Genomic DNA, 20023 nt, shown 5'->3' on the forward strand with positions numbered 1-20023 from the left:
GTCGATGAAAGCTCCGTTGATCGCGAAGGCGGTGCTGTCGCCGAGCGTGCTGCTGATCGGCGTCTGCGTCTACGGCTACATCGCGTTCACCGTGTGGCTGTCGTTCACCGCATCGACGATGGTGCCGGTGACGACGCTGTCCGGCCCCGAGGCGTACGTGCGCCTCGTCGGGCTGAACAACTGGGTGCTGTCGGTCAAGAACCTCGGCATCTTCGCGACGCTGTACATCCTCGGCTGCGGGGTGCTGGGGCTGCTGCTGGCGGTGCTGATCGACCAGAAGGTGCGCGCCGAGGCGGGCTTCCGCTCGATCTTCCTGTACCCGATGGCGTTGTCGTTCATCGTCACCGGCACCGCGTGGAAGTGGCTGATGGACCCGGGCATCGGGCTCGAACGCTCGATGCACGCGGTCGGCTGGACCAGCTTCGCGTTCGGCTGGGTCAAGGACAGCGACCTCGCGATCTACTGCGTCGTGATCGCCGCGGTGTGGCAGACCTCGGGCTTCGTGATGGCGCTGTTCCTGGCCGGGCTGCGCGGCGTCGACACCGAGGTGGTCAACGCCGCCCGGCTCGACGGCGCGCGCGCCTGGCGCATCTACCAGCGCGTGATCCTGCCGCAGCTCGGCGCGAGCTTCATCTCGGCCTTCGTGATCCTCGCGCACATGGCGATCAAGTCGTATGACCTGGTGATCGCGCTGACCAATGGCGGCCCGGGGCGCGCAAGCTGGCTGCCGTCGCTCTTCATGTACCAATACACCTTCACGCGCAACGAGATGGCGGTCGGCGCGGCCAGCGCGGTGCTGATGCTGATTGCCATCGCGATCGTCGTGGTGCCGTACATCCTGCGCGAGACGCGCGGGGGGGATGCGCATGGCTGAGCGCTCGCTGAAGACGGTGCTGGCACGTGTGTTGCCGCGTGTGCTGCTGTACGGCGTGCTCGGCTGGTTCGCGCTGCTGTTCCTGATGCCGCTGTACGTGATGCTGGTCAACTCGGTGAAGCCGCTCGACGAGATCCGCGCCGGCGACCTGATGGCCTGGCCCGACGCGTTCACGCTGCAGCCGTGGCACGACGCCTGGAGCCTCGCGCAGATCGGCGTGCAGGCGACCGGCCTCAAGCCGTACTTCTTCAACAGCTTCCTGATGACGCTGCCGGCGGTGCTGATCTCCACCGGCATCGGCGCCTTCAACGGCTACGTGCTGACGCAGTTCCGCTTCCGCGGCGCGCACCTGGTGTTCGCGGCGCTGATGTTCTCGGTGTTCATCCCGTTCCAGATCGTGCTGATCCCGATGGCGCGCACGCTCGGGCTGCTGCACCTGGCCGGCACGGTGCCGGGGCTGGTGCTGGTGCACGTGGTGTACGGCATCGGCTTCACCACCCTCTTCTTCCGCAACTACTACGCGGCCTTTCCGCCCGAGCTGGTGCGCTCGGCGCGCATGGACGGCGCGCGCTTCTTCCGGCTGTTCTTCCGGCTGCTTCTGCCCAACAGCGTGCCGATCATCGTGGTCTCGGTGATCTGGCAGTTCACGAACGTCTGGAACGACTTCCTGTTCGGCGCGTCGTTCAGCGACTACAGCAGCTTCCCGATCACGGTGGCGCTGAACAACCTGGTGAACTCGAGCACCGGGGTCAAGGAATACAACGTGCACTTCGCGGCGGCGTTCATCGCCGGCGCGCCGACGCTGCTGGTCTACATCCTCTCCGGCAAGTACTTCGTCCGCGGCCTGATGGCCGGGTCCGTCAAGGGCTGATCGCAGTTTCAACACACACCATGGCCGACCTCGCCCTGCAAGGCATCCACAAGCTGTTCGGCGCGACCCGCGTGCTGCACGAGATCGACATCCACCTGCCCGACGGCGAGTTCCTGGTGCTGGTCGGCCCGTCGGGCTGCGGCAAGAGCACGCTGATGAACCTGATCGCCGGGCTCGAGGAGCCGAGCGGCGGGCGCATCGTGCTCGGTGGCCAGGACATCACCGACGCCGGCCCGGCCGACCGCAACATCGCGATGGTGTTCCAGTCGTACGCGCTGTACCCGAACATGACGGTGGCGGCCAACATCGCGTTCCCGCTGGAGATGCGCGGCGTGGCCAAGGCCGCGCGCGACAAGACGGTGCAGGACGTGGCCGCGATGCTGCAGATCACCCCGCTGCTGCAGCGCAAGCCGCGCCAGCTGTCGGGCGGGCAGCGCCAGCGCGTCGCGATCGGGCGCGCGCTCGCGCGGCAGCCGCAGCTGTTCCTGTTCGACGAGCCGCTGTCGAACCTCGACGCGAAGCTGCGGGTGGACATGCGCGCCGAGATCAAGCGGCTGCACATGCGCACCGGCGTGACGACGATCTACGTGACGCACGACCAGGTCGAGGCGATGACGCTGGGCACGCGCATCGCGGTGCTCGATGCCGGGCGCATCCAGCAGCTGGCGACGCCGCTGGAGATCTACACCCGGCCGGCCAACCGCTTCGTCGCGACCTTCATCGGCTCGCCGTCGATCAACCTGTTCGACGCGACGCGCGATGCCGCCGGGCTGCTGCGGCTGCCGGATGGGACTGCGATCGGCGAGCTTGCGAACGGACCGGCCGGCAAGGTGGCGGTCGGCGTGCGGCCGGAGGACATGAGCCTGCGCGACGACGGCCAGCTGGCCGGGACCATCTCGCTGGTGGAGCCGACCGGGCCCGAAACCTATGCGCTGGTCGACCTCGGCCACACCGAGGTCACGGTGCGCATGAGCGGCCTCCCAAACGTGGTGCCCGGCGCGGCGGTGCGGGTGCATGTGCCACCGCAGGCGCTGCATGTGTTCGCGTCCGAGACCGGCGAGCGGCTGAACTGAGGACTTCACAGCAGGAGGACCATGCGATGGAAGCCTGGATGAACGACGTGCCCACCGCGGTGCGGGCATCGCAACAGCAACTGCGCCGCGACGTGCGCGACCTGCCCGGCCGCTTTGCACGGCTCAGCGAAGCGCTGGAAGCCGAGGTGGCCGCGATCCGCGCCGAGCAGGCGCAGGGCGGTGCGGTGCCCGAGCTGCTGTTCAAGGACGTGGCGGCCGGCAAGGTCACGCCAGCGCAGAGGGCGCACATCAAGCGCCGCGGCTGCGTCGTGATTCGCCGCGTGTTCGACCCCGACGTGGTCGGCGCGTGGAACGAAGCCATCGTGCGCTACATCGACGCGGTGCAGTACCTGCAGCGCATGCCGCAGAAGGCGGGGCTGGACAAGTACTTCAGCGCGCTCGGCGCGAGCCGGCCGCAGATCTACAGCCTGTACTGGTCGCTGCCGCAGATGCAGGCGCGCCAGCATGCCGACATGGCGGCGGTGCGCGCGTGGCTGAACCGGCTGTGGACCTTCGAGAAGAACGGCACGCGGTACTTCGACCCGGACCGGCAGTTCAACTACGCCGACCGGATCCGACGCCGCGAGCCGGGCGATTCGACGCTCGGGCTCTCGCCGCATTCCGACGGCGGCTCGGTCGAGCGCTGGTGCGAGCCGACCTTCCGCCACGTCTACCGCGAGGTGTTCGACGGCGATCCGCTGGCCTTCGACCCGTTCGATGCCGAGGGCCGCACCGCGACGCGCGAGATCCCGTCACCGGCCGTGTGCTCGGCATTCCGCACCTTCCAGGGCTGGACCGCGCTGACGCGACAAGGCCCGGGCGACGGCACGCTGAAGCTGGTGCCGATCGCGAAGACCACGCCGTGGATGCTGCTGCGCGCGCTGCAGCCCGACGTGCCGGACGGCGACCTGTGCGGCGCGCAACCCGGCCGTGCGCTGGGCGCCTCGCCGCAATGGCATGCGCCGCTGCTGGCAGGGCTGGTGTCGATCCCGCGGGTGGAGCCGGGCGACACCGTGTGGTGGCACTCCGACGTGATCCACGCAGTGGAAGACCAGCACGCCGGCAACGGCTACAGCAACGTGATCTACATCGGCGCGGCGCCGTGGTGCGGCAAGAACGCCGCGTTCGCGCAGCGCCAGGCGCCGGCCTTCCTCGAAGGGCGCAGCAGCCCGGATTTCGCGCCGGAGGACTACGAGCTCGGCTTCGACGGCCGCGCGCGCGAGGAGAACCTGAGCCCGCTCGGCCGCATGCAGATGGGACTGAGAGAATGGGCTTGAACTGACCGACTTTTTCCGATGATTTCCATGACAACGACGCCGCCCCTGCCCGACTTCCGCCGCCCCGAGCCGCTGCTCGCCCACATCCGCCACACGCTCGCGTTCTACGACGGCCGCTGCCGCGACGACAGCGGCGGCTTCTTCCACTTCTACAAGGACGACGGCACGGTCTACGACCGGCGCACGCGCCACCTCGTCAGCAGCACGCGCTTCGTGTTCACGCAGGCGATGGCGTTCCGGCGCTTCGGCGAGCAGCGCTATCAAGACAACACGCGCCACGCGCTGCGCTTCCTGCAGCAGGCGCACCTGCAGCCGAACGGCGGCTATGCGTGGCAGCTCGACTGGGATGGCAGCAAGGCCACGGTGCAGGATTCGACCAACCACTGCTACGGCCTGGCGTTTGTCGTGCTCGCGCATGCGCATGCACTGATGGCCGGCGTGGAGGAAGTGCGGGCCGGGCTCGACGCGAGCTTCGCACTGATGGAGCAGCGCTTCTGGGAGCCGTCACGTGGCCTGTATGCCGACGAGGCGGACGCCGCGTGGAAGGTCGGCAGCTACCGCGGCCAGAACGCGAACATGCACAGCTGCGAGGCGATGATCGCGGCGTATGACGCAACCAAGGACGCGAAGTACCTGCAGCGTGCGCTGACGCTGGCCGAGTCGATCACGCAGCGCCAGGCGGCGCTGGCCGACACGCAGGACGGCCCGCTGGTGTGGGAGCACTACCGCGCCGACTGGTCGGTCGACTGGGACTACAACCGCGACGACAAGACGAACATCTTCCGGCCGTGGGGCTTCCAGACCGGGCACCTGACCGAATGGGCGAAGCTGCTGCTGCAGCTGGAGACCCACCTGCCGGCCGACCAGCGCCCAGCGTGGCTGCTGCCGACTGCGCGCCGCTTCTTCGACACCGCGATGCGCCGCGGCTGGGATGCGACGCACGGCGGCTTGGTGTATGGCTTCGCGCCCGACGGCAGCGTGTGCGACGGCGACAAGTACTTCTGGGTGCAGGCCGAGAGCCTGGCCGCGGCGGCGCTGCTCGCGCTGCGCACCGGCGACGCCGGCTACTGGGGCTGGTACGACAAGCTGTGGGGCTACAGCTGGGCGCACATGATCGACCACGAGCACGGTGCCTGGTACCGCATCCTCACACCCGACAACCGCAAGATCTCGGACGAGAAGAGCCCGGCCGGGAAGGTGGACTACCACACGATGGGGGCGTGCTATGACGTGCTGAGGGGGATGAAGGCCTGAGGGTGAGGCGCTCGGTCGCGGGAATGGCGAGGCATCAGCTCGACGTCTTGGCTTGGCGTGCAGCGCGGTGACCCAGTTGCCCGACGAAGTCCTCAAGCTGATCATCTGCGACATCGGTGTACCGCCCCACCGAGACGTGCACCCAGCCTTGGCAGGCCGCCTGCTTGAGGGCGTCAAGCTTGACGCCCTCAATGCGCTCGGGCTCCTCAAAAGGCTTCAGCGCTTCGTGGGGCTGTGCAGCCCTTCCTTCGCCGCGCTTGCGCAGCACCAACTTGCCGGCGTCGATATCGGCTTGGCGCAGCGGCTTGTCTGCTTGCAGCTCGGCCGAGTTTTTAACGGTAGATGGTTTGCTCATGTCGGTCTGGGATCGAGGCTGTAGCGCACAGCGAAGCATGTGCATTGATGCGCGCATCGTCAAGACAACCCGGCGCGCCACAGAATGATGGCGGCCTGCCACGGGCTCATGGATTGGGGAACTGACATGCCTGTGAAGAGCAACCCGACCGCAAACCGGTTGTCGCTGTGTACAAGGACGCCGAGCAAGCGGCGCAGTACCTGGATGCCCTGGCTGCACTGCACAGCAAGGGCGCTCGTGCGGACCCTGAAGGCACCATTCACTCGGCACTGATGCACGCAGCCATCGTGGTTTATGCACGCAGCTTCAAGAAGAGCGAGCGGACCAACGGCGAGGTCGACAGCATGTGGAGGGGTCCAACTCCTTGAGCGTGCTCCGCGCCACAACCATGACCCAGGGCTGGGAAAACATTGACGAGCGGATGTTCAAGAAGCTGCTCACCCAGGTGCAGGAGCAGGCGCGCAATCGGGCCTTCGATCTGGAGCGCCGGTAAAACGGCGCCTGACCTCAGGCGCGATCGGACAACGAGGACCTTGAAATAGAAAGGCCTCAGAGGTTTCCCTCTGAGGCCCGAATTTGTTGGTGGAGAGGAGGAGGATCGAACTCCCGACCTTCGCATTGCGAACGCGACGCTCTCCCAGCTGAGCTACCCCCCCAACAAGGGCGCCAGTCTATCAAAAAAAACGGCGGGCCTGCTCGCCCGGATCGGGGTGCCGGAGCGCTTAAGCTGCGCGCCATGCCCGCCTCCGTCGAGATCCGACTCGCCCTGCCTGAAGACGCGCACGCCATCGCTGCGCTGTCGCGCGAGGCCATCGAGCACGGCCTGCCGTGGCGCTGGACACCGCAGCGCGTGCGCCGCAGCCTGCGCGACCGCAGCACCAACGTGATCGTGGGCCATGAACAAGGCGTGCTGCATGGCTTCGCGATCATGAAATACGACGACGAGGAAGCGCACCTGCTGCTGCTCGCCGTCGCTGCGGCACAGCGACACCGCCACATCGGCTCGACCCTGATGGCCTGGCTCGATGCCACCACCCGCGCCGCGGGCATTGCGGTGATCCGCGTCGAAGCGCGCGCCAGCAACACGCAGGCCCGCTCGTTCTACAAGCACCACGGCTTCCGCGAGACCGGCATCGTCTCGGGCTACTACGAGGACGTGGAAGACGCGGTCCGCATGCGCCGCGACCTGCGCAGCTGATTTCCGCCAGCGCCTTCCCGAACCCGCCGGCACGGACTAAAGTCTGCGCCGGCATCAATTCCGGAGGCAGCATGAAGAAGGTCGTGTGGGGTGTCCTGAGCACCGCGAAGATCGGCATCGAGAAGGTCATTCCCGGCATGCAGAAGAGCGCCTTCTGCGACGTGCGCGGCATCGCGTCGCGCTCGCTCGAACCGGCGCAACGGGCCGCCGACAAGCTCGGCCTGGCCAAGGCCTATGGCTCGTATGAAGAGATGCTCGCCGACCCCGAGATCGAGGCCGTCTACAACCCGCTGCCCAACCACCTGCACATCCCGCTGACGCTGCAGGCCGCGCGCGCCGGCAAGCACGTGCTGTGCGAGAAGCCGGTGTCCATCACCGCGCAAGAGGCCGCCGAGCTGCGCACCGTCGCCGACAAGGTGCTGGTCAGCGAGGCCTTCATGGTGCGCTACCACCCGCAGTGGCTGCGCGTGCGCGAACTGCTGCGCGCCGGCCGCATCGGCACCGTGCGCCAGGTGCAGGTGTTCTTCTCGTACTTCAACGACGACCCGGCCAACATCCGCAACATGCCCGACATCGGCGGCGGCGCGCTGTATGACATCGGCTGCTATGCGATCGTCGCCGGCCGCTTCCTGTTCGAGGCCGACCCGAAGCGCGTGATCGCGCTGGTCGACCGCGACCCGAGCTTCCACACCGACCGCAGCTGCAGCGCACTGGCCGATTTCGGCGGCGGCCGCCACCTCGACTTCACGGTGTCGACGCAAAGCGTGCCGTACCAGCGCGTGCAGGTGGTCGGCACCACCGGCCGCATCGAGATCCAGATCCCGTTCAACGCGCCGCTCGGCGGCCAGACGAAGATCTTCATCGACGCCGGCCGCGCGCTCGACGGCTCGGCCATCGAGACCGAGACCCTCCCCGAGTCCGACCAGTACACGCTGCAGGGCGATGCGTTCTCGCGTGCGGTGCGCGGCGAGATCGCGCTGCCCTACGGCGTCGACGACGCGATCACCAACATGCGGGTGATCGACGCGCTGTTCCGCTCCGAGCGCAGCGAGCGCTGGGAAGCGGTCTGAACAGCGCCATGTCCGTGCCGCCGGCAAGCCCCAACGAACCCGCCGACCGCTTCGGCCGCCCGCCCACCGGCTGGCGGCTGCGGCTGTTCACGGTGATCTTCGAGGCCGACACCCGCAGCGGCCGGCTGTTCGACTTGGCTCTGGTGTGGCTGATCCTCGCAAGCGTGGCCGTCGTGATGCTCGACAGCTTCGCGTCGGTGCATGCGCGCTGGGGCGGCGTCTTCTCGATCCTCGAATGGGTGTTCACGGTGCTGTTCAGCCTCGAGTACCTCGCGCGGCTCGCCTGCGTGCAGCGGCCCGGCCGCTACGCCGGCAGCGTGTTCGGCGTCATCGACCTGCTGGCGGTGCTGCCCACCTGGGCCGCGCTGGTGGTGCCTGGCCTGCATGCGTTGATCGACGTGCGGGCGCTGCGCCTGCTGCGGCTGTTCCGGATCCTGAAGCTGGCCGCCTACATCGCCGAGTACCGCGCGCTCGGCGAGGCGCTGATGGCCAGCCGCCGCAAGATCCTGGTGTTCCTGAGCTTCGTGCTGCTGGTCACCGTCGTGATGGGCAGCCTGATGTACGCCGTCGAGGGGCCAGGCAACGGCTTCGACAACATCCCGGTGTCGATCTACTGGGCGATCTCGACGATGACCACCGTTGGCTTCGGCGACATCACGCCGAAGACCGGGCTCGGCCGCTTGATCGCGTCGATCATGATGCTGGTGGGCTGGGGCACGCTCGCGGTGCCGACCGGCATCGTCAGCGCCGAGTTCACCGCGTTGCGGTTCCGCAGTCCGCACCCGCCCACGACGCGCACCTGCCCCGCCTGCCTGACCGAAGGCCATGCCTTCAGCGCGCGCTACTGCAGCGATTGCGGCGCGGCGCTGCCCGACAACCGGTCCTGACGCTCAGAAGAACGCCCGCACATAGTTGATCGGCGCGTGGTCCGCCAGGTCGCGCAGCAGCACCGCGCCGGGCTTGCCGGCGTGCTCGCCGAAGTAGGCGGTGCGGGCGCGCATGCGGTCGTCGTCGACCAGCGTCGCGTCCGGCCGCTCGACCAGCGCGCCGCCGCTCGTGATGTAGCTGGCCGGCGTCACGTGCGTGTAGGCGCGCAGGCTCGGCGGCAGGTCGGTGACCAGATCGCAGCAGTTGACGAGCCGGATGCGTTGCGCATTGCGCAGCCCGGCTGCAAAGGCCGCATCGCCGACGCGGGGGGAACCGAGCGTGACCAGCCGGCCCTCGGGCCACACCGAGGCCGCCAGCGTCGCGAGCGCCGCACCGAGGCTGTGGCCGGTCAGCAGCAGCCCGTTGCGCGGCTTCGCATCACCATCCAGCCAATGGCCGATGCGCGGCAGCAGCGTGCGCGCCGCGCCGGCAAAGCCGGCATGCACCCGGCCGCTGGCCTCCGGCCATGGCGTGGTGAGGGCATTGAGGTCGTTCGCCAAGTCGGCCAGTTCGTCGGGCTGCGTGCCGCGGAAGGCCACCAGCACCATCCCGTCCGACGGGCGCAGTGCGCCGAAGGCCTGCGAGCCGCTGCCGGCATCGACGAACACCCGCGGCGCCTCGAACCCGGCACGTGCCAGCGCGGCCGCCAGCCGCTCGGCCTCGGGCTTCGAGCCTTCGGCGCGCAGGTAGGCCAGGCGCGACGCCTCGGTGGCCAGTTGCAGCAGCGTCGGCGGCGCATCGGGCGTGAACAGCGTGGGCGCCCGCTCGGGCGAGTACAACGCGGTGCGGCTGGGGTCGTAGGCGATCACGGGGGTACTGCGGAAGCGGGGATCGCGCATTCTGCAGGCCGGGCGGGCAGGCCTGCGTTTCAGGCGTGCGGCAAGCGCCCAGAACCTGAGTTCTGTACGGTGGCAATCACCCCGCAGGTGACAGGCACGCCGTTTGCGACTCAACTGCGCGGCTCAGCCCGTTCCGATTCATCACCAGAGAGGAAAACCGATGGCACAAGACAAGCCCCGCCAGACCGCAAGCGACTTCGACCCGGAGGTGCTGCGCCTGTTCGACAAGTACGTGCACGGCCAGATCGACCGCCGCGGTTTCCTCGACGGCGCGCGCAAGTACGCCGTCGGCGGCCTGACGGCCGTCGGCCTGCTCGAGGCGCTGAGCCCGAAATTCGCCGCCGCCGAACAGGTGCCGAAGACCGACCCGCGCATCTCGGCCGAATCGGTCGAGATCCCCTCCCCGCTCGGCTACGGCAAGGTGCGCGGCTACCTCGTCAAGCCGGCACGCGTCTCCGGCAAGCTGCCGCTGGTGCTGGTGGTGCACGAGAACCGCGGCCTGAATCCGCACATCGAGGACATCACCCGCCGCCTCGCGCTCGAGAACTTCATCGCGTTCGCGCCCGACGCGCTGTTCCCGCTCGGCGGCTACCCCGGCGACGAGGACAAGGCCCGCGAGCTGTTCGCCAAGCTCGACCAGGCCAAGACGCAAGAGGACTTCATCGCCGCCGCCAACTTCCTGCGCGCCCACCAGCTGGGCAACGGCAAGCTCGGCGCGGTCGGCTTCTGCTACGGCGGCGGCGTCGTCAACCTGCTGGCCACGCGGTTGCCCGAGCTGGCCGCCGGCGTGCCGTTCTACGGCAACGCACCGGCGCTCGACAAGGTGGCCGGCATCAAGGCGCCGCTGCTGCTGTTCTTCGCCGACAACGACGAGCGCATCAATGCCGCCTGGCCGGCGTACGAGGCGGCGCTGAAGGCCGCCAAGGTGAAGTTCGACGCCTACAAGTACCCCGGCACGCAGCACGGCTTCAACAACGACACGACGCCGCGCTATGACGAGGCCGCCGCGAAGCAGGCCTGGACGCGCACGATCGCGTTCTTCAACACCCAGCTGCGCACTGCGGGATGATCCCCGGGGGGCGCGCCCGGCGGCGTGGCTACACTGCGCAGCTTCGCCCAGCCTCGCGCCCTCAACGTGTCGGATCGTCTCGCAGTCCTCCCGCAGTACCTTCTCCCCAAGCAAGCGCTGACGCTGCTGGCCGGCCGCATCGCGTCGGCCCGCGCGGGCAGTTCGACGACGCGGCTGATCCGCTGGTTCGTCAAGCGCTACGGCGTCGACATGGCCGAGGCCGCCGACCCCGACATCGCCGCCTACCCGAGCTTCAACGAGTTCTTCACGCGCGCGCTGAAACCCGGTGCCCGCCCGATCGCGCAGGCCGACCTGATCTGCCCGGTCGACGGTGCGATCAGCCAGTTCGGCCGCATCGAGCGCGACCAGATCTTCCAGGCCAAGGGCCACCGCTACAGCACGACGGCGATGGTCGGCGGCGATGCGGCGCTCGCAAAGCAGTTCGATGACGGCCACTTCGCGACGCTCTACCTGAGCCCGCGCGACTACCACCGCATCCACATGCCCTGCGACGGCCGGCTGCGCCGGATGATCCACGTGCCAGGCGCGCTGTTCTCGGTCAACCCGACCACCGCGCGCGGCGTGCCGGGGCTGTTCGCGCGCAACGAGCGCGTAGTCTGCGTGTTCGACGGCCCGCGCGGGCCCTTCGTGCTGGCGCTGGTCGGCGCGACCATCGTCGGCAGCATGTCGACGGTGTGGCACGGCGTCGTCAATCCGCCGCGGGCGGGCCTGCTTCGCGAGTGGCGCTACGACGATGCGCCGGTCACGCTGAAGCAGGGCGACGAGATGGGCCGCTTCCTGCTCGGCTCGACGGTGGTGATGCTGTTCCCGGCCGGGCCGCTGGCGTTCAACCCGGCGTGGGAAGCCGGCCGCGCGATCCGCCTCGGCGAGGCGATGGCGAGCACCGGCGCGTCACTTCAGTCCGCCTGACAGGAACGCGCGCAGCCGCTCGCTGCGCGGGCGTGCCAGCACCTCGCGGGGATCGCCCTGCTCCTCGACGACGCCCTGGTGCAGGAACATCACGTGGCGCGACACCTCGGCCGCGAACGCCATCTCGTGCGTGACGACGATCATCGTGCGGCCCTCGCCGGCCAGCTCGCGCATCACCTTCAGCACCTCGCCGACGAGCTCAGGGTCGAGCGCCGAGGTCGGCTCATCGAACAGCATCACCTGCGGCTCCATCGCCAGCGCCCGCGCGATCGCGACGCGCTGCTGCTCGCCGCCGGACAACTGCGACGGGTAGAGCCCCTTGCGGTGCAGCACGCCGACGCGCGCGAGCAGCGCCTTGGCGCGCTCCACCGCCTGCGCCTTCGGCACGCCGAGCACGTGGATGGGCGCCTCGATCACGTTCTCGAGCGCCGTCATGTGCGCCCACAGGTTGAAGTGCTGGAACACCATCGCGAGCCCGCTGCGCAGGCGCTGCAACTGTTTCGCATCGGTGGCGTGCAGCCGGCCGTCGCGACCGGGCTTCAGCGCGATCGTCTCGCCCGCGAGCGTGATGCGCCCGGCATCCGGCTGTTCCAGCAGGTTGATGCAGCGCAGCAGCGTGCTCTTGCCCGAGCCGGACGAGCCGACGATGCTGATCACGTCGCCCTGGCGGGCCGTCAGCGAGACGCCCTTCAGCACCTCGACATCGCCGAACTTCTTGTGCAGGTCTTCGACCTGGAGCTGCACCATCAATCGCTCGACAACTTGCCGCTGCGGATCGGCGTGGTGCCCGCCACCTTGAACAGCGGGCGGCCGGCGACCGCATAGCGCACCCGGTCGCGCGCGAAGAACAAGCCGTCGGTGCGGGTGTGCAGCGGATGCACCTCGCCGCTGATCGGGTCGATCACGTCGGCAATCAGGTCGCCGGCCCGAACCACGTCGCCGGGTTCGCGGTGGTAGGCGACCACGCCGCTCGCCGGCGCGGACACCACTTCGGTGCCCGACAGCGGCGTGGCCGGGAACAGCAGCGGCGGCAAGGCCGGAACCGGGCCGTCGACCAGGCCGCGCAAGGTCAGGAAGTCGAGCAGCGCCGCCGCATCGGCCGCAGCCTGCGGGTGGGTCACGCTGGTCTCGCCGCGCAGCTCCACGGTGACCGACAAGCAGCCGAGCGGCACCGGACGCTGCTCGCCGAAATGCGCCGCGAGCTGCCACCAGGTCTGCGAACACGCTTCGTCGAACGGGTTGTCGCCCGACTCCAGCGCCAGCAGCGAGGCCTGCGCGCCCAGGCAACGCGCCAGCGGCTCGACCTCGGGCCACAGCGGCGTGGCGGTGTACAGGTGGGCCACCGCCTCGCTGTCGCAGTGCAGGTCGAGCACCACCTCGGCATCGCAGGCCAGCGTCATCAGCGCCTTGCGCTGGCTCATCAGCTCATGGGTCTCGGGCAAGGTTCGCACCGATTCGCGCAGCGCCTCGCGCACCAGCCGCGCATTGGCGACCGGGTCGGCGCCCAGCACCGCGTCGATGCGCGAGCGCACCGGCTCGAACAACGCGGGGTAGTGCCGGTTGAAGTTCTCGCCGCTGCCGAGCTCGAAGCGCCCGATCGGCATGCGCAGCAGTTGCTGGTCCAAGCCGATCGGGTTGGCCACCGGCACGACGACGATCTCGGCGCGCAGCCGGCCCTCCGTTTCCAGCTGCGCCAGGCGCAGCCGCAGGTGGTGTGCGACCAGCATGCCGGGCAGTTCGTCGGCATGCAGCGAGGCCTGGACGTAGACCTTGCGGCCGCTGTCCTGCGGTCCGTAGTGGAAGCTGACGATCTCGCGCCGGGTCAGCAGCGAAGCGCCGCTCAGCGGGTGGTGTCGGATTTGCATCGGAGGATCGAGGAGTTTCAGGAACGGGGTCGCAGGTGGCGCGCCCAGCGGGCCTCGGCGCGGCGAAACAGCGCCACCAGCACGAAGGTGATGGCCAGGTAGAACAGCGCCGCGGTGATGAAGGCCGGGAACGGCAGGAAGAAGCGCGAGTTGACGTCGCGCGCCGCGCCGGTCAGGTCGAGCAGCGTCACGATGCTGGCCAGCGAGGTCGCGTGCAGCATCAGCACCACTTCGTTGCCGTAGGTCGGCAGCGCGCGCCGCAGCGCCGACGGCAGCAGGATGCGCCGCACCATCAGTCCCCACGGCATGCCGACGCTGCGCGCCGCCTCGACCTCGCCAGCCGGCGTCGCGCGGATCGCGCCGGCGATGATCTCGGTGGTGTACGCACAGGTGTTGATCGCGAACGCGGCCACCGCGCAGAACCAGGCACTCGACAGCAGCGGCCACAGCACGCTCGCCCGCACCGCCTCGAACTGCGCCAGGCCGTAGTACAGCAGGAACAGCTGCACCAGCAGCGGCGTGCCGCGGACCACGAAGGTGAAACACCACACCGGCACCCACCAGCGGCGCCGGCTCGACGCGCGCATCACGCCCAGCGGGATCGCGCCCAGCAGGCCCAGCGCCAGCGACATCGCCAGCAGGCGCAGCGTGGTCCATGCGCCCGACAGGTACAGCGGCAGGTTGTCGACGATGGCCTCGAAACTCATGGCACAACGCTCACAGCGACACCGCCTTCACGCCCGCCGACCAGCGCTTTTCCAGCGCGCGCAGCACGACGACCGAGACCGACGTGATCAGCAGGTAGCCGAGCGCCGCGGCCAGGTAGAACGTGAACGGCTCGCGTGTCGCGCCGGCCGCCTGGCCGGCCTTCTGCATCATGTCGGTCAGCCCGATCACCGACACCAGCGCGGTCGACTTCACCAGCACCAGCCAGTTGTTCGCGAAGCCGGGCAAGGCCAGCCGCAGCATTTGCGGCAGCACGATGCGGCGGAACACCTGCAGCGGCCGCATCCCGAAGGCCAGGCCGGCCTCGGCCTGCCCGTGCGGGATCGCGAGGATCGCGCCGCGGAAGGTTTCGGTCAGGTAGGCGCCGAAGATGAAGCCGAGCGTGGCGACGCCGGCAACGAACGGGTCGATGTCGATGTATTCGTCGATGCCCAGCTGCAGCGCGATCTCGTTCACCGCGAGCTGCCCGCCGTAGAAGATCAGCAGCATCAGCACCAGGTCGGGCACGCCGCGGATCAGCGTGGTGTAGACCGTCGCGCTGCGGCGCCAGAACGCCGAATGCGACAGCTTCGCCGCCGCGCCCGCCAGGCCCAGCAGCACCGCGACGGCCAGCGACGCGAGCGCCACGCCCAGCGTCAGCCGCAGGCCGTCGAGCAGGCTCGGCAGGTAGCCGTGCAGCATCAGTGCCCGTAGATGTCGAAGTTGAAGTACTTCGATGCGAGCTTCTGGTAGCTGCCGTTGGCACGGATTGCCTTGATCGCGGCATTGAGCTTCTCGCGCAGCTCGGTGTCGCCCTGGCGCAGCGCGATGCCGACCCCGGCGCCGAAGTACGCCGGGTCGCGGTAGTCCGGCCCGACGAAGCCGAAGCCCTTGCCGGCCGGCGTCTTCAGGAAGCCGACGTCGCCGGCAATCGCGTCGACCATCGTCGCATCGACGCGGCCGGCCGCGAGGTCGAGGTACACCTCGTCCTGGCTCGCATAGCGCACGATGGTCGCGGCGCTGAACTTGGCGGTGACGTAGCGGTCGTTGATGGTGGTGCGCTGCACGCCGATGCGCACGCCCTTGAAACGCTCCGGCGTGCCGTCGATCGGCGAGCCGGTCTTCGCGATCAGCCGGTTCGCGCTGTCGTAGTACTTGTCGGTGAACGCGACCACCTTCAGGCGCTCGGGCGTGATCGCCATCGACGCGACCACCAGGTCGAACTTGCGCGACTGCAGCGACGGGATCAGCCCGTCGAACTCCTGCTGCACCAGCGTGCAGCGGGCCTTCATTTCGGTGCACAGCGCGTTCGCGATGTCGATGTCGAAGCCCTGCAGCTTGCCGTCGGGGCCGACGGTGCTGAACGGCGGGTAGGCGCCTTCGACGCCGACGCGCAGCTTCGACAGGTCAAGCGCCTGCGCACCCAGCGCGGCGAACAACAGCACCAGCGGGAGGAATCGTTTCATCGGGGGGCTCCGGAAAGGGACGGGACCGCGTTGCAAGTCCCGCACCATACCGCGCCCCGGCTCACTGGGCGTAGGGGGTGCGCCCGATCAGCTTCATCCGCTCGTCGAAGCTGGGCGCGTCGGCCAGCAGCTGATGGCCGGGCGCGGCCGCGGCGGCCACCTCGCCGGCATCGGGCGTGCGGCCGATCAGGGCCATGCGCTCGACGAAGTCCTGGCGGCGCTCGGTGGCATTCTGTGCCGAGGTGTCGGGCGGCAACGGCACCGCCCGTTCGCCGGGCTCGGGCGTGCGACCGATCAGGTGCATGCGTTCGACGTACGCGGCATCGGGGCCGGCGGCGTGGTCGGCGGGGCAGGCGGCAAAGGCGGCACCCTGCGTGGCGAGGGTGGTGACGGTGGAGAGGGCCAGGATCAGGAGGGGTCTCATGGGACATCCTTTCGCAAGGAGTGGAGGGTGCTTCTTGGGTCGCCCGCCGGCCCCCGCCGTTCCCCTCGAGCCGGGGCTTTACCCGGTGAAACCCTGATGCCACATCGCGCGACGCGGACGACATCTGCCGTCGCAATCGATCTCATGCCGTGCGCCGGCCGATGGCGCGAAACCCGGCGCTAGACTGCGCCGATGACCTCGCCCGACGACGCCTCCCCCGCTGTCCCGCCTTCCGACAAACCCCGCCCCGGCGACACCTACGTGCAGTCGTTCGCACGCGGCCTGAGCGTGATCCGGTCGTTCAGCGCCAAGGCGCCGCAGCAGACGCTCAGCGAGGTCGCGCAGCGCACCGGCCTGACACGCGCCGGCGCGCGTCGCATCCTGCTGACGCTGGAAGGCCTGGGCTACGTCGAGAGCCAGGGCCGGCAGTTCCGGCTCACGCCGAAGATCCTCGACCTCGGCTTCGCCTACCTGTCGTCGCTGCCGCTGTGGAACCTGGCCGAGCCGGTGATGGAGGCGCTGGTCGAGCAGGTGAAGGAATCGAGCTCGGCGGCGGTGCTCGAAGGCGCCGACATCGTCTACGTGCTGCGCGTGCCGACGCACAAGATCATGAGCATCAACCTGGGCATCGGCAGCCGGTTGCCGGCCTACTGCACCTCGATGGGCCGCACGCTGCTGGCCGGCTTGGCGCCGGACGAACTCGACCAGCGCATCGCGTCGATGGCGCTCACCGCCCGCACGCCGCACACCGAGACCGACCCGCAGCGCCTGAAAGGGCTGATCGCCCAGGTGCGGCGCCAGGGCTGGAGCCTCGTCAGCCAGGAGCTGGAGGAAGGGCTGGTGTCGATGTCGGCGCCGATCCGCGACCGCTCCGGCCGCTCGATCGCCGCGCTGAACATCAGCGGCCAGGTGAACCGCACGCCGCCGGCCCACATGCTGGAGGTGTTCCTGCCGAAACTGCTGGAGGCGGCGGACACGATCTCGCGCTTGTTGCAGATGAAGACCTGAGGCGTCAGCGAAGCTCCCATTGCTGGGCCGCGGTGCCGTTGCAGCTCCACGACTGCACCGTCGTGCCGGCGGTGGTGCCGGACGAAGAGACATCCAGGCACAAGCCGGTGTTGCTCGCGGGGCTGAAGCTGGTGCCGCCGCCCGGGGCCGGTGCCGCGCGCCAGGCCTGTGTCGACGCCCCGCTGCACGGCTGCAGCGTCGCGGCCGATCCGCTGCCTGCGCCCGAGGTCAGGCAGAAGTTGCCCGCGGCCAGCGCGATGCGGTAGGCGCCCGCCGGCGACACGCCGTCGCTGGCCAGCACCCACGACTGCGCGCCGGTGCCGTTGATGCCCCAGATCACGATGCGGTTGCCGGCCTGCGTGCTGCCGCCGAAGTCGTCCAGCGCCATGCCGGGCGAGCTGCGCGGCAGCAGCGTGTGGGGGCCGCTCAGCGCGCCCGGCTTCTGCTTCAGCGGCTCGCTGGTCTCGCCGCCGGCGTTCAGCAGCGCGATGCCGCCGAGCAGCAGCGCACCGGCCGCCTGCGACGACGCCGTCGGCGTGCCGACCGGCCCGGCCCAGTTCACGCCCAGCGCGTTCTGCGCGTTGCGGCTGTGGTCCCACAGGCTGTCGGCGTTCAGGCTCAGGTACTCGCCGTACTGCGGCTTGTTGCCGCGGTCGGCGTTATACAGCCGCGCCAGGCCCTGCGCGAACATGCCCTTGAAGATCAGCGCATCGCCGCCGCAGCCGTTCGGGTCGCAGGCATCGCGCAGCACGCCGTCCGCATAGGCCATGCGCGAGATCGTCGCTTCGGCGATGCGCTCGGCATGCGCCAGGTAGCCGCGGTCGCCGCTCAGGCGCCACAGCTCCGTCAGCCCGCCGAGGATCACGCCCTGGTTGTACGACCAGGTCGCCTGCCCGTTGTTCTTGCAGGTGGCGGTCGTCAGCCCGTCGTTGACCAGGCCTTGCGCATTGATCATGCCGCTGCGGTTGACGAACCAGTCGAACTCCTTCAGCGCCCAGTCCTGGTAGCTGCCCGGCCCGGTGCCGTTCGGCGCGCGGCGCGCGAGCCGCGCGGCCGCCAGCAGGAACAGCTCGTTGGTGATCGCGTTCTTGTAGGTCTTCTCGGAGGTCCACCACAGGCCGCCGCCGCAGGTGCCGTCCCAGGCCTTGGCCATGTCGCTGAAGATCGCCTTGGCCTCGACCAGGAAGGCCTCGTCGCCGGTCACGTCGTAGGCGCGCAGCCAGGCGTTGGCGTACCAGCCGGAATCGTCGTGGTAGACCTTGTTCGCGTCGCCGGAGCGCCAGCCGCGGCCGTACTGCAGCGACTGGTCGATCAGCGTGCGGTACTTCGGGTCGCCGGTGCGCTCATAGGTGTTGATGATCGCGTCGAGCGTCGGCCCCTTGGTCCAGCCGTTGGTGCGCACGTTGAAGCTCGTCAGCAGCTGCGCCATCGCCGCATCGTCGCGCGCCTCGGCGCTGCCGCCGGTGGCCACGTTGGGCGCGAGCGGCTGCTGCAGCTTCCAGCTGACGTCGTCGACGAACGGCCCGGCGCCATCGAAGCCGTTCAGGTCAGAGCCCGACGCCAGCCACAGCTGGTCGTTGAAATGCCGGATGAAGCGGCCCGGGAAGTTGAACGACTCCAGCGACACGCCCTGGCCGGACACGCCCGGCCGCGCGCACCAGGTGGCGTCCTGCCTGAACAGCTCGCTGTTGTCGGCCGTGTCCAGCCGCAGCCGCGAGTTGGCATGCCGCAGGTAGCCGACCGGCGCGGTGAGCGACTGCAGCGAATAGCAGGCCGGGTTCGCCAGGCCGCGCACGATGCGGAAGGTGGCCTGCTGCTTCTCGATCGCCGCGCTGCCGGCGTTGACCGGGCTGGTGACGCCCAAGCCGGCGTCGTGGCGCATCACCTGCGTCGTGAAGTTGGCCGTCGTGACCTGGAACGACTTGGTGGTGTTCAGCGGCAGGCTCGCCGTGCCGGCGCGCAGCACCGGCAGCAAGGCGTTGCGCCAGACCAGCGCCATCTTGCCGTAGCCGCTGGCGTCGGGGTGCGTGCCGTCGAACAGGTTGGCCGGCGCGACCGAGGCGTTCATGTCGACGAAGCCGACCTTGCGGCCGGCCGCGGCCTTCTGCCGCACGATCGCCGGGATCGCCGCGTTGTAGGCCTTCACCTTGGCGTTCAGCGCGGCATCGCCCTCCGGCGTGATCGACGACACCAGCAGCCGGCTGTCGGGCAGCTTCGCGGTGATCTGGTCGATCAGCCGGCCGAGGCGGGCCGGCGCGTTGGCGAGGTCGTCGTTGAACACCACGTCGTTGGTGCCGATCATCAGCGCGACGACCTGCGGCTTGTAGGTGCCCAGCCAGCCGTCGACCGAGCCGGCAATGCCGGCGATGCGCCAGCCGGAGTGGCCCTCGTGGTTCTTGTCGGCCAGCGCGGCCGGCCCGTCGGACTGCGAGCCGACGAAGTCGACGTTCAGGCCGTCGGCGCGCAACGCGTTGTAGAGCGAGGTGCGGTAGCCGCCCTGCGTGCCCTTGCCGTCGTAGCCGTAGGTGATCGAATCGCCGAGCAGCATCACCGTGGTCGCCGGCGTGGCGGCGGCCGCCAGCGCCGCGGCGGATTCGAGTTCATCGGCCGCCGGTGTGCCGGGGCCGGCGGTGTCGTCCGCGCCGCCGCAGGCGGCCATCAACGCTGTGGCCGCGACCAGCGCGAGCCATGGGGGGGAAGTCTTCAACGGAGTCTCCTGATACCGGCGGTCACAATGGAAAACATGTTCTATCGTTTGAACAATGTAGAACATTCATTCCACCGCACCAGCCCGGCCAGGTGACATCGGTGTCGCGGT

21 protein-coding genes and 1 tRNA gene are annotated in these 20023 nt (G+C 69.3%); 12 read left to right on the forward strand and 10 right to left on the reverse strand.

From position 1 onward, the window contains the following. Window positions 1–4 precede the first annotated feature (4 nt). From BUE42_RS06345 to BUE42_RS06365, 5 genes are read left to right on the forward strand one after another with little or no spacing between them, the layout of a single operon-like run. Complete coding sequence (locus BUE42_RS06345; protein WP_073463768.1) at window positions 5–874, forward strand: carbohydrate ABC transporter permease; 870 nt, start codon at window positions 5–7, stop codon at window positions 872–874. Continuing rightward, window positions 867–1745, forward strand: a complete 879-nt coding sequence (locus tag BUE42_RS06350; RefSeq protein ID WP_073463860.1) for a carbohydrate ABC transporter permease — start codon at window positions 867–869, stop codon at window positions 1743–1745. The genes BUE42_RS06345 and BUE42_RS06350 overlap by 8 nt, the downstream gene beginning before the upstream one ends. A gap of 20 nt (window positions 1746–1765) precedes the next feature. Then, entirely contained in the window at window positions 1766–2818 is a 1053-nt protein-coding gene (locus tag BUE42_RS06355) for an ABC transporter ATP-binding protein (protein WP_073463769.1), read from the forward strand. 26 nt (window positions 2819–2844) lie between these two features. Next, the gene (locus BUE42_RS06360; protein ID WP_073463770.1) at window positions 2845–4095 is read left to right on the forward strand and encodes a YbiU family protein; all 1251 of its coding nucleotides are present in this window, start codon (window positions 2845–2847) and stop codon (window positions 4093–4095) included. Window positions 4096–4122: 27 nt separating this feature from the next. Further along, a complete protein-coding gene (locus BUE42_RS06365) occupies window positions 4123–5349 on the forward strand; it encodes an AGE family epimerase/isomerase (protein ID WP_073463771.1) in 1227 nt (408 codons plus the stop codon). A 34-nt stretch (window positions 5350–5383) separates the two neighbouring features. On the opposite strand, the gene BUE42_RS06370 is transcribed toward BUE42_RS06365, so the two are convergent. Then, entirely contained in the window at window positions 5384–5704 is a 321-nt protein-coding gene (locus BUE42_RS06370) for a type II toxin-antitoxin system ParD family antitoxin (RefSeq protein WP_143171330.1), read from the reverse strand. A gap of 167 nt (window positions 5705–5871) precedes the next feature. On the opposite strand from BUE42_RS06370, the gene BUE42_RS31995 reads away from it, so the two are divergent. Next, a complete protein-coding gene (locus tag BUE42_RS31995; RefSeq protein WP_143171331.1) occupies window positions 5872–6072 on the forward strand; it encodes a hypothetical protein in 201 nt (66 codons plus the stop codon). A 212-nt stretch (window positions 6073–6284) separates the two neighbouring features. Here the strand turns inward: BUE42_RS31995 and BUE42_RS06375 are convergent. Continuing rightward, window positions 6285–6360, reverse strand: a tRNA-Ala gene (locus BUE42_RS06375). 80 nt (window positions 6361–6440) lie between these two features. Here BUE42_RS06375 and BUE42_RS06380 point away from each other — a divergent pair. The 3 genes from BUE42_RS06380 (at window position 6441) to BUE42_RS06390 (ending at window position 8859) form a co-directional block, all read left to right on the forward strand. Then, entirely contained in the window at window positions 6441–6902 is a 462-nt protein-coding gene (locus BUE42_RS06380) for a GNAT family N-acetyltransferase (protein WP_073463773.1), read from the forward strand. Between the two features lie 71 nt (window positions 6903–6973). Further along, window positions 6974–7972, forward strand: coding sequence for a Gfo/Idh/MocA family protein (locus tag BUE42_RS06385; protein ID WP_073463774.1), 999 nt, complete (start codon window positions 6974–6976; stop codon window positions 7970–7972). Between the two features lie 8 nt (window positions 7973–7980). Next, window positions 7981–8859, forward strand: coding sequence for an ion transporter (locus BUE42_RS06390; RefSeq protein ID WP_073463775.1), 879 nt, complete (start codon window positions 7981–7983; stop codon window positions 8857–8859). A gap of 3 nt (window positions 8860–8862) precedes the next feature. Here BUE42_RS06390 and BUE42_RS06395 read toward each other — a convergent pair whose 3' ends face one another. Beyond that, window positions 8863–9708 (reverse strand): lipase family protein, encoded by an 846-nt coding sequence (locus BUE42_RS06395; protein ID WP_235002136.1) that lies wholly within the window; start codon window positions 9706–9708, stop codon window positions 8863–8865. Window positions 9709–9898: 190 nt separating this feature from the next. On the opposite strand from BUE42_RS06395, the gene BUE42_RS06400 reads away from it, so the two are divergent. After that, window positions 9899–10807, forward strand: a complete 909-nt coding sequence (locus BUE42_RS06400) for a dienelactone hydrolase family protein (RefSeq protein ID WP_073463777.1) — start codon at window positions 9899–9901, stop codon at window positions 10805–10807. Window positions 10808–10873: 66 nt separating this feature from the next. Further along, a complete protein-coding gene (asd, locus tag BUE42_RS06405) occupies window positions 10874–11737 on the forward strand; it encodes an archaetidylserine decarboxylase (RefSeq protein ID WP_073463778.1) in 864 nt (287 codons plus the stop codon). Here the strand turns inward: asd and BUE42_RS06410 are convergent. The 6 genes from BUE42_RS06410 to BUE42_RS06435 form a co-directional block, all read right to left on the reverse strand. After that, window positions 11720–12484: an ABC transporter ATP-binding protein gene (locus tag BUE42_RS06410; protein ID WP_073463779.1), complete on the reverse strand. Its 765-nt coding sequence runs from the start codon at window positions 12482–12484 to the stop codon at window positions 11720–11722. The genes asd and BUE42_RS06410 overlap by 18 nt on opposite strands. Further along, entirely contained in the window at window positions 12484–13602 is a 1119-nt protein-coding gene (locus tag BUE42_RS06415) for a succinylglutamate desuccinylase/aspartoacylase family protein (protein WP_073463780.1), read from the reverse strand. Before BUE42_RS06415 ends, BUE42_RS06410 begins: the two co-directional genes overlap by 1 nt. A gap of 17 nt (window positions 13603–13619) precedes the next feature. Further along, entirely contained in the window at window positions 13620–14309 is a 690-nt protein-coding gene (locus BUE42_RS06420; RefSeq protein WP_073463781.1) for an ABC transporter permease, read from the reverse strand. Between the two features lie 10 nt (window positions 14310–14319). Continuing rightward, the gene (locus BUE42_RS06425) at window positions 14320–15009 is read right to left on the reverse strand and encodes an ABC transporter permease (protein WP_073463782.1); all 690 of its coding nucleotides are present in this window, start codon (window positions 15007–15009) and stop codon (window positions 14320–14322) included. After that, window positions 15009–15773, reverse strand: coding sequence for an ABC transporter substrate-binding protein (locus BUE42_RS06430; protein WP_073463783.1), 765 nt, complete (start codon window positions 15771–15773; stop codon window positions 15009–15011). Before BUE42_RS06430 ends, BUE42_RS06425 begins: the two co-directional genes overlap by 1 nt. Before the next feature lie 61 nt (window positions 15774–15834). Then, window positions 15835–16197: a hypothetical protein gene (locus BUE42_RS06435; protein ID WP_143171332.1), complete on the reverse strand. Its 363-nt coding sequence runs from the start codon at window positions 16195–16197 to the stop codon at window positions 15835–15837. A gap of 192 nt (window positions 16198–16389) precedes the next feature. Between BUE42_RS06435 and BUE42_RS06445 the strand changes: the two genes are divergently transcribed. Next, on the forward strand, window positions 16390–17205 hold the full coding sequence (locus BUE42_RS06445) for an IclR family transcriptional regulator (protein ID WP_073463786.1): 816 nt from the start codon (window positions 16390–16392) through the stop codon (window positions 17203–17205). Window positions 17206–17209: 4 nt separating this feature from the next. Here BUE42_RS06445 and BUE42_RS06450 read toward each other — a convergent pair whose 3' ends face one another. After that, window positions 17210–19912, reverse strand: a complete 2703-nt coding sequence (locus BUE42_RS06450; RefSeq protein ID WP_159445374.1) for a glycoside hydrolase family 76 protein — start codon at window positions 19910–19912, stop codon at window positions 17210–17212. Window positions 19913–20023: the final 111 nt, after the last annotated feature.

The sequence above is a fragment of the Rhizobacter sp. OV335 genome (assembly GCF_900142965.1).
GTDB lineage: Bacteria > Pseudomonadota > Gammaproteobacteria > Burkholderiales > Burkholderiaceae_C > Rhizobacter.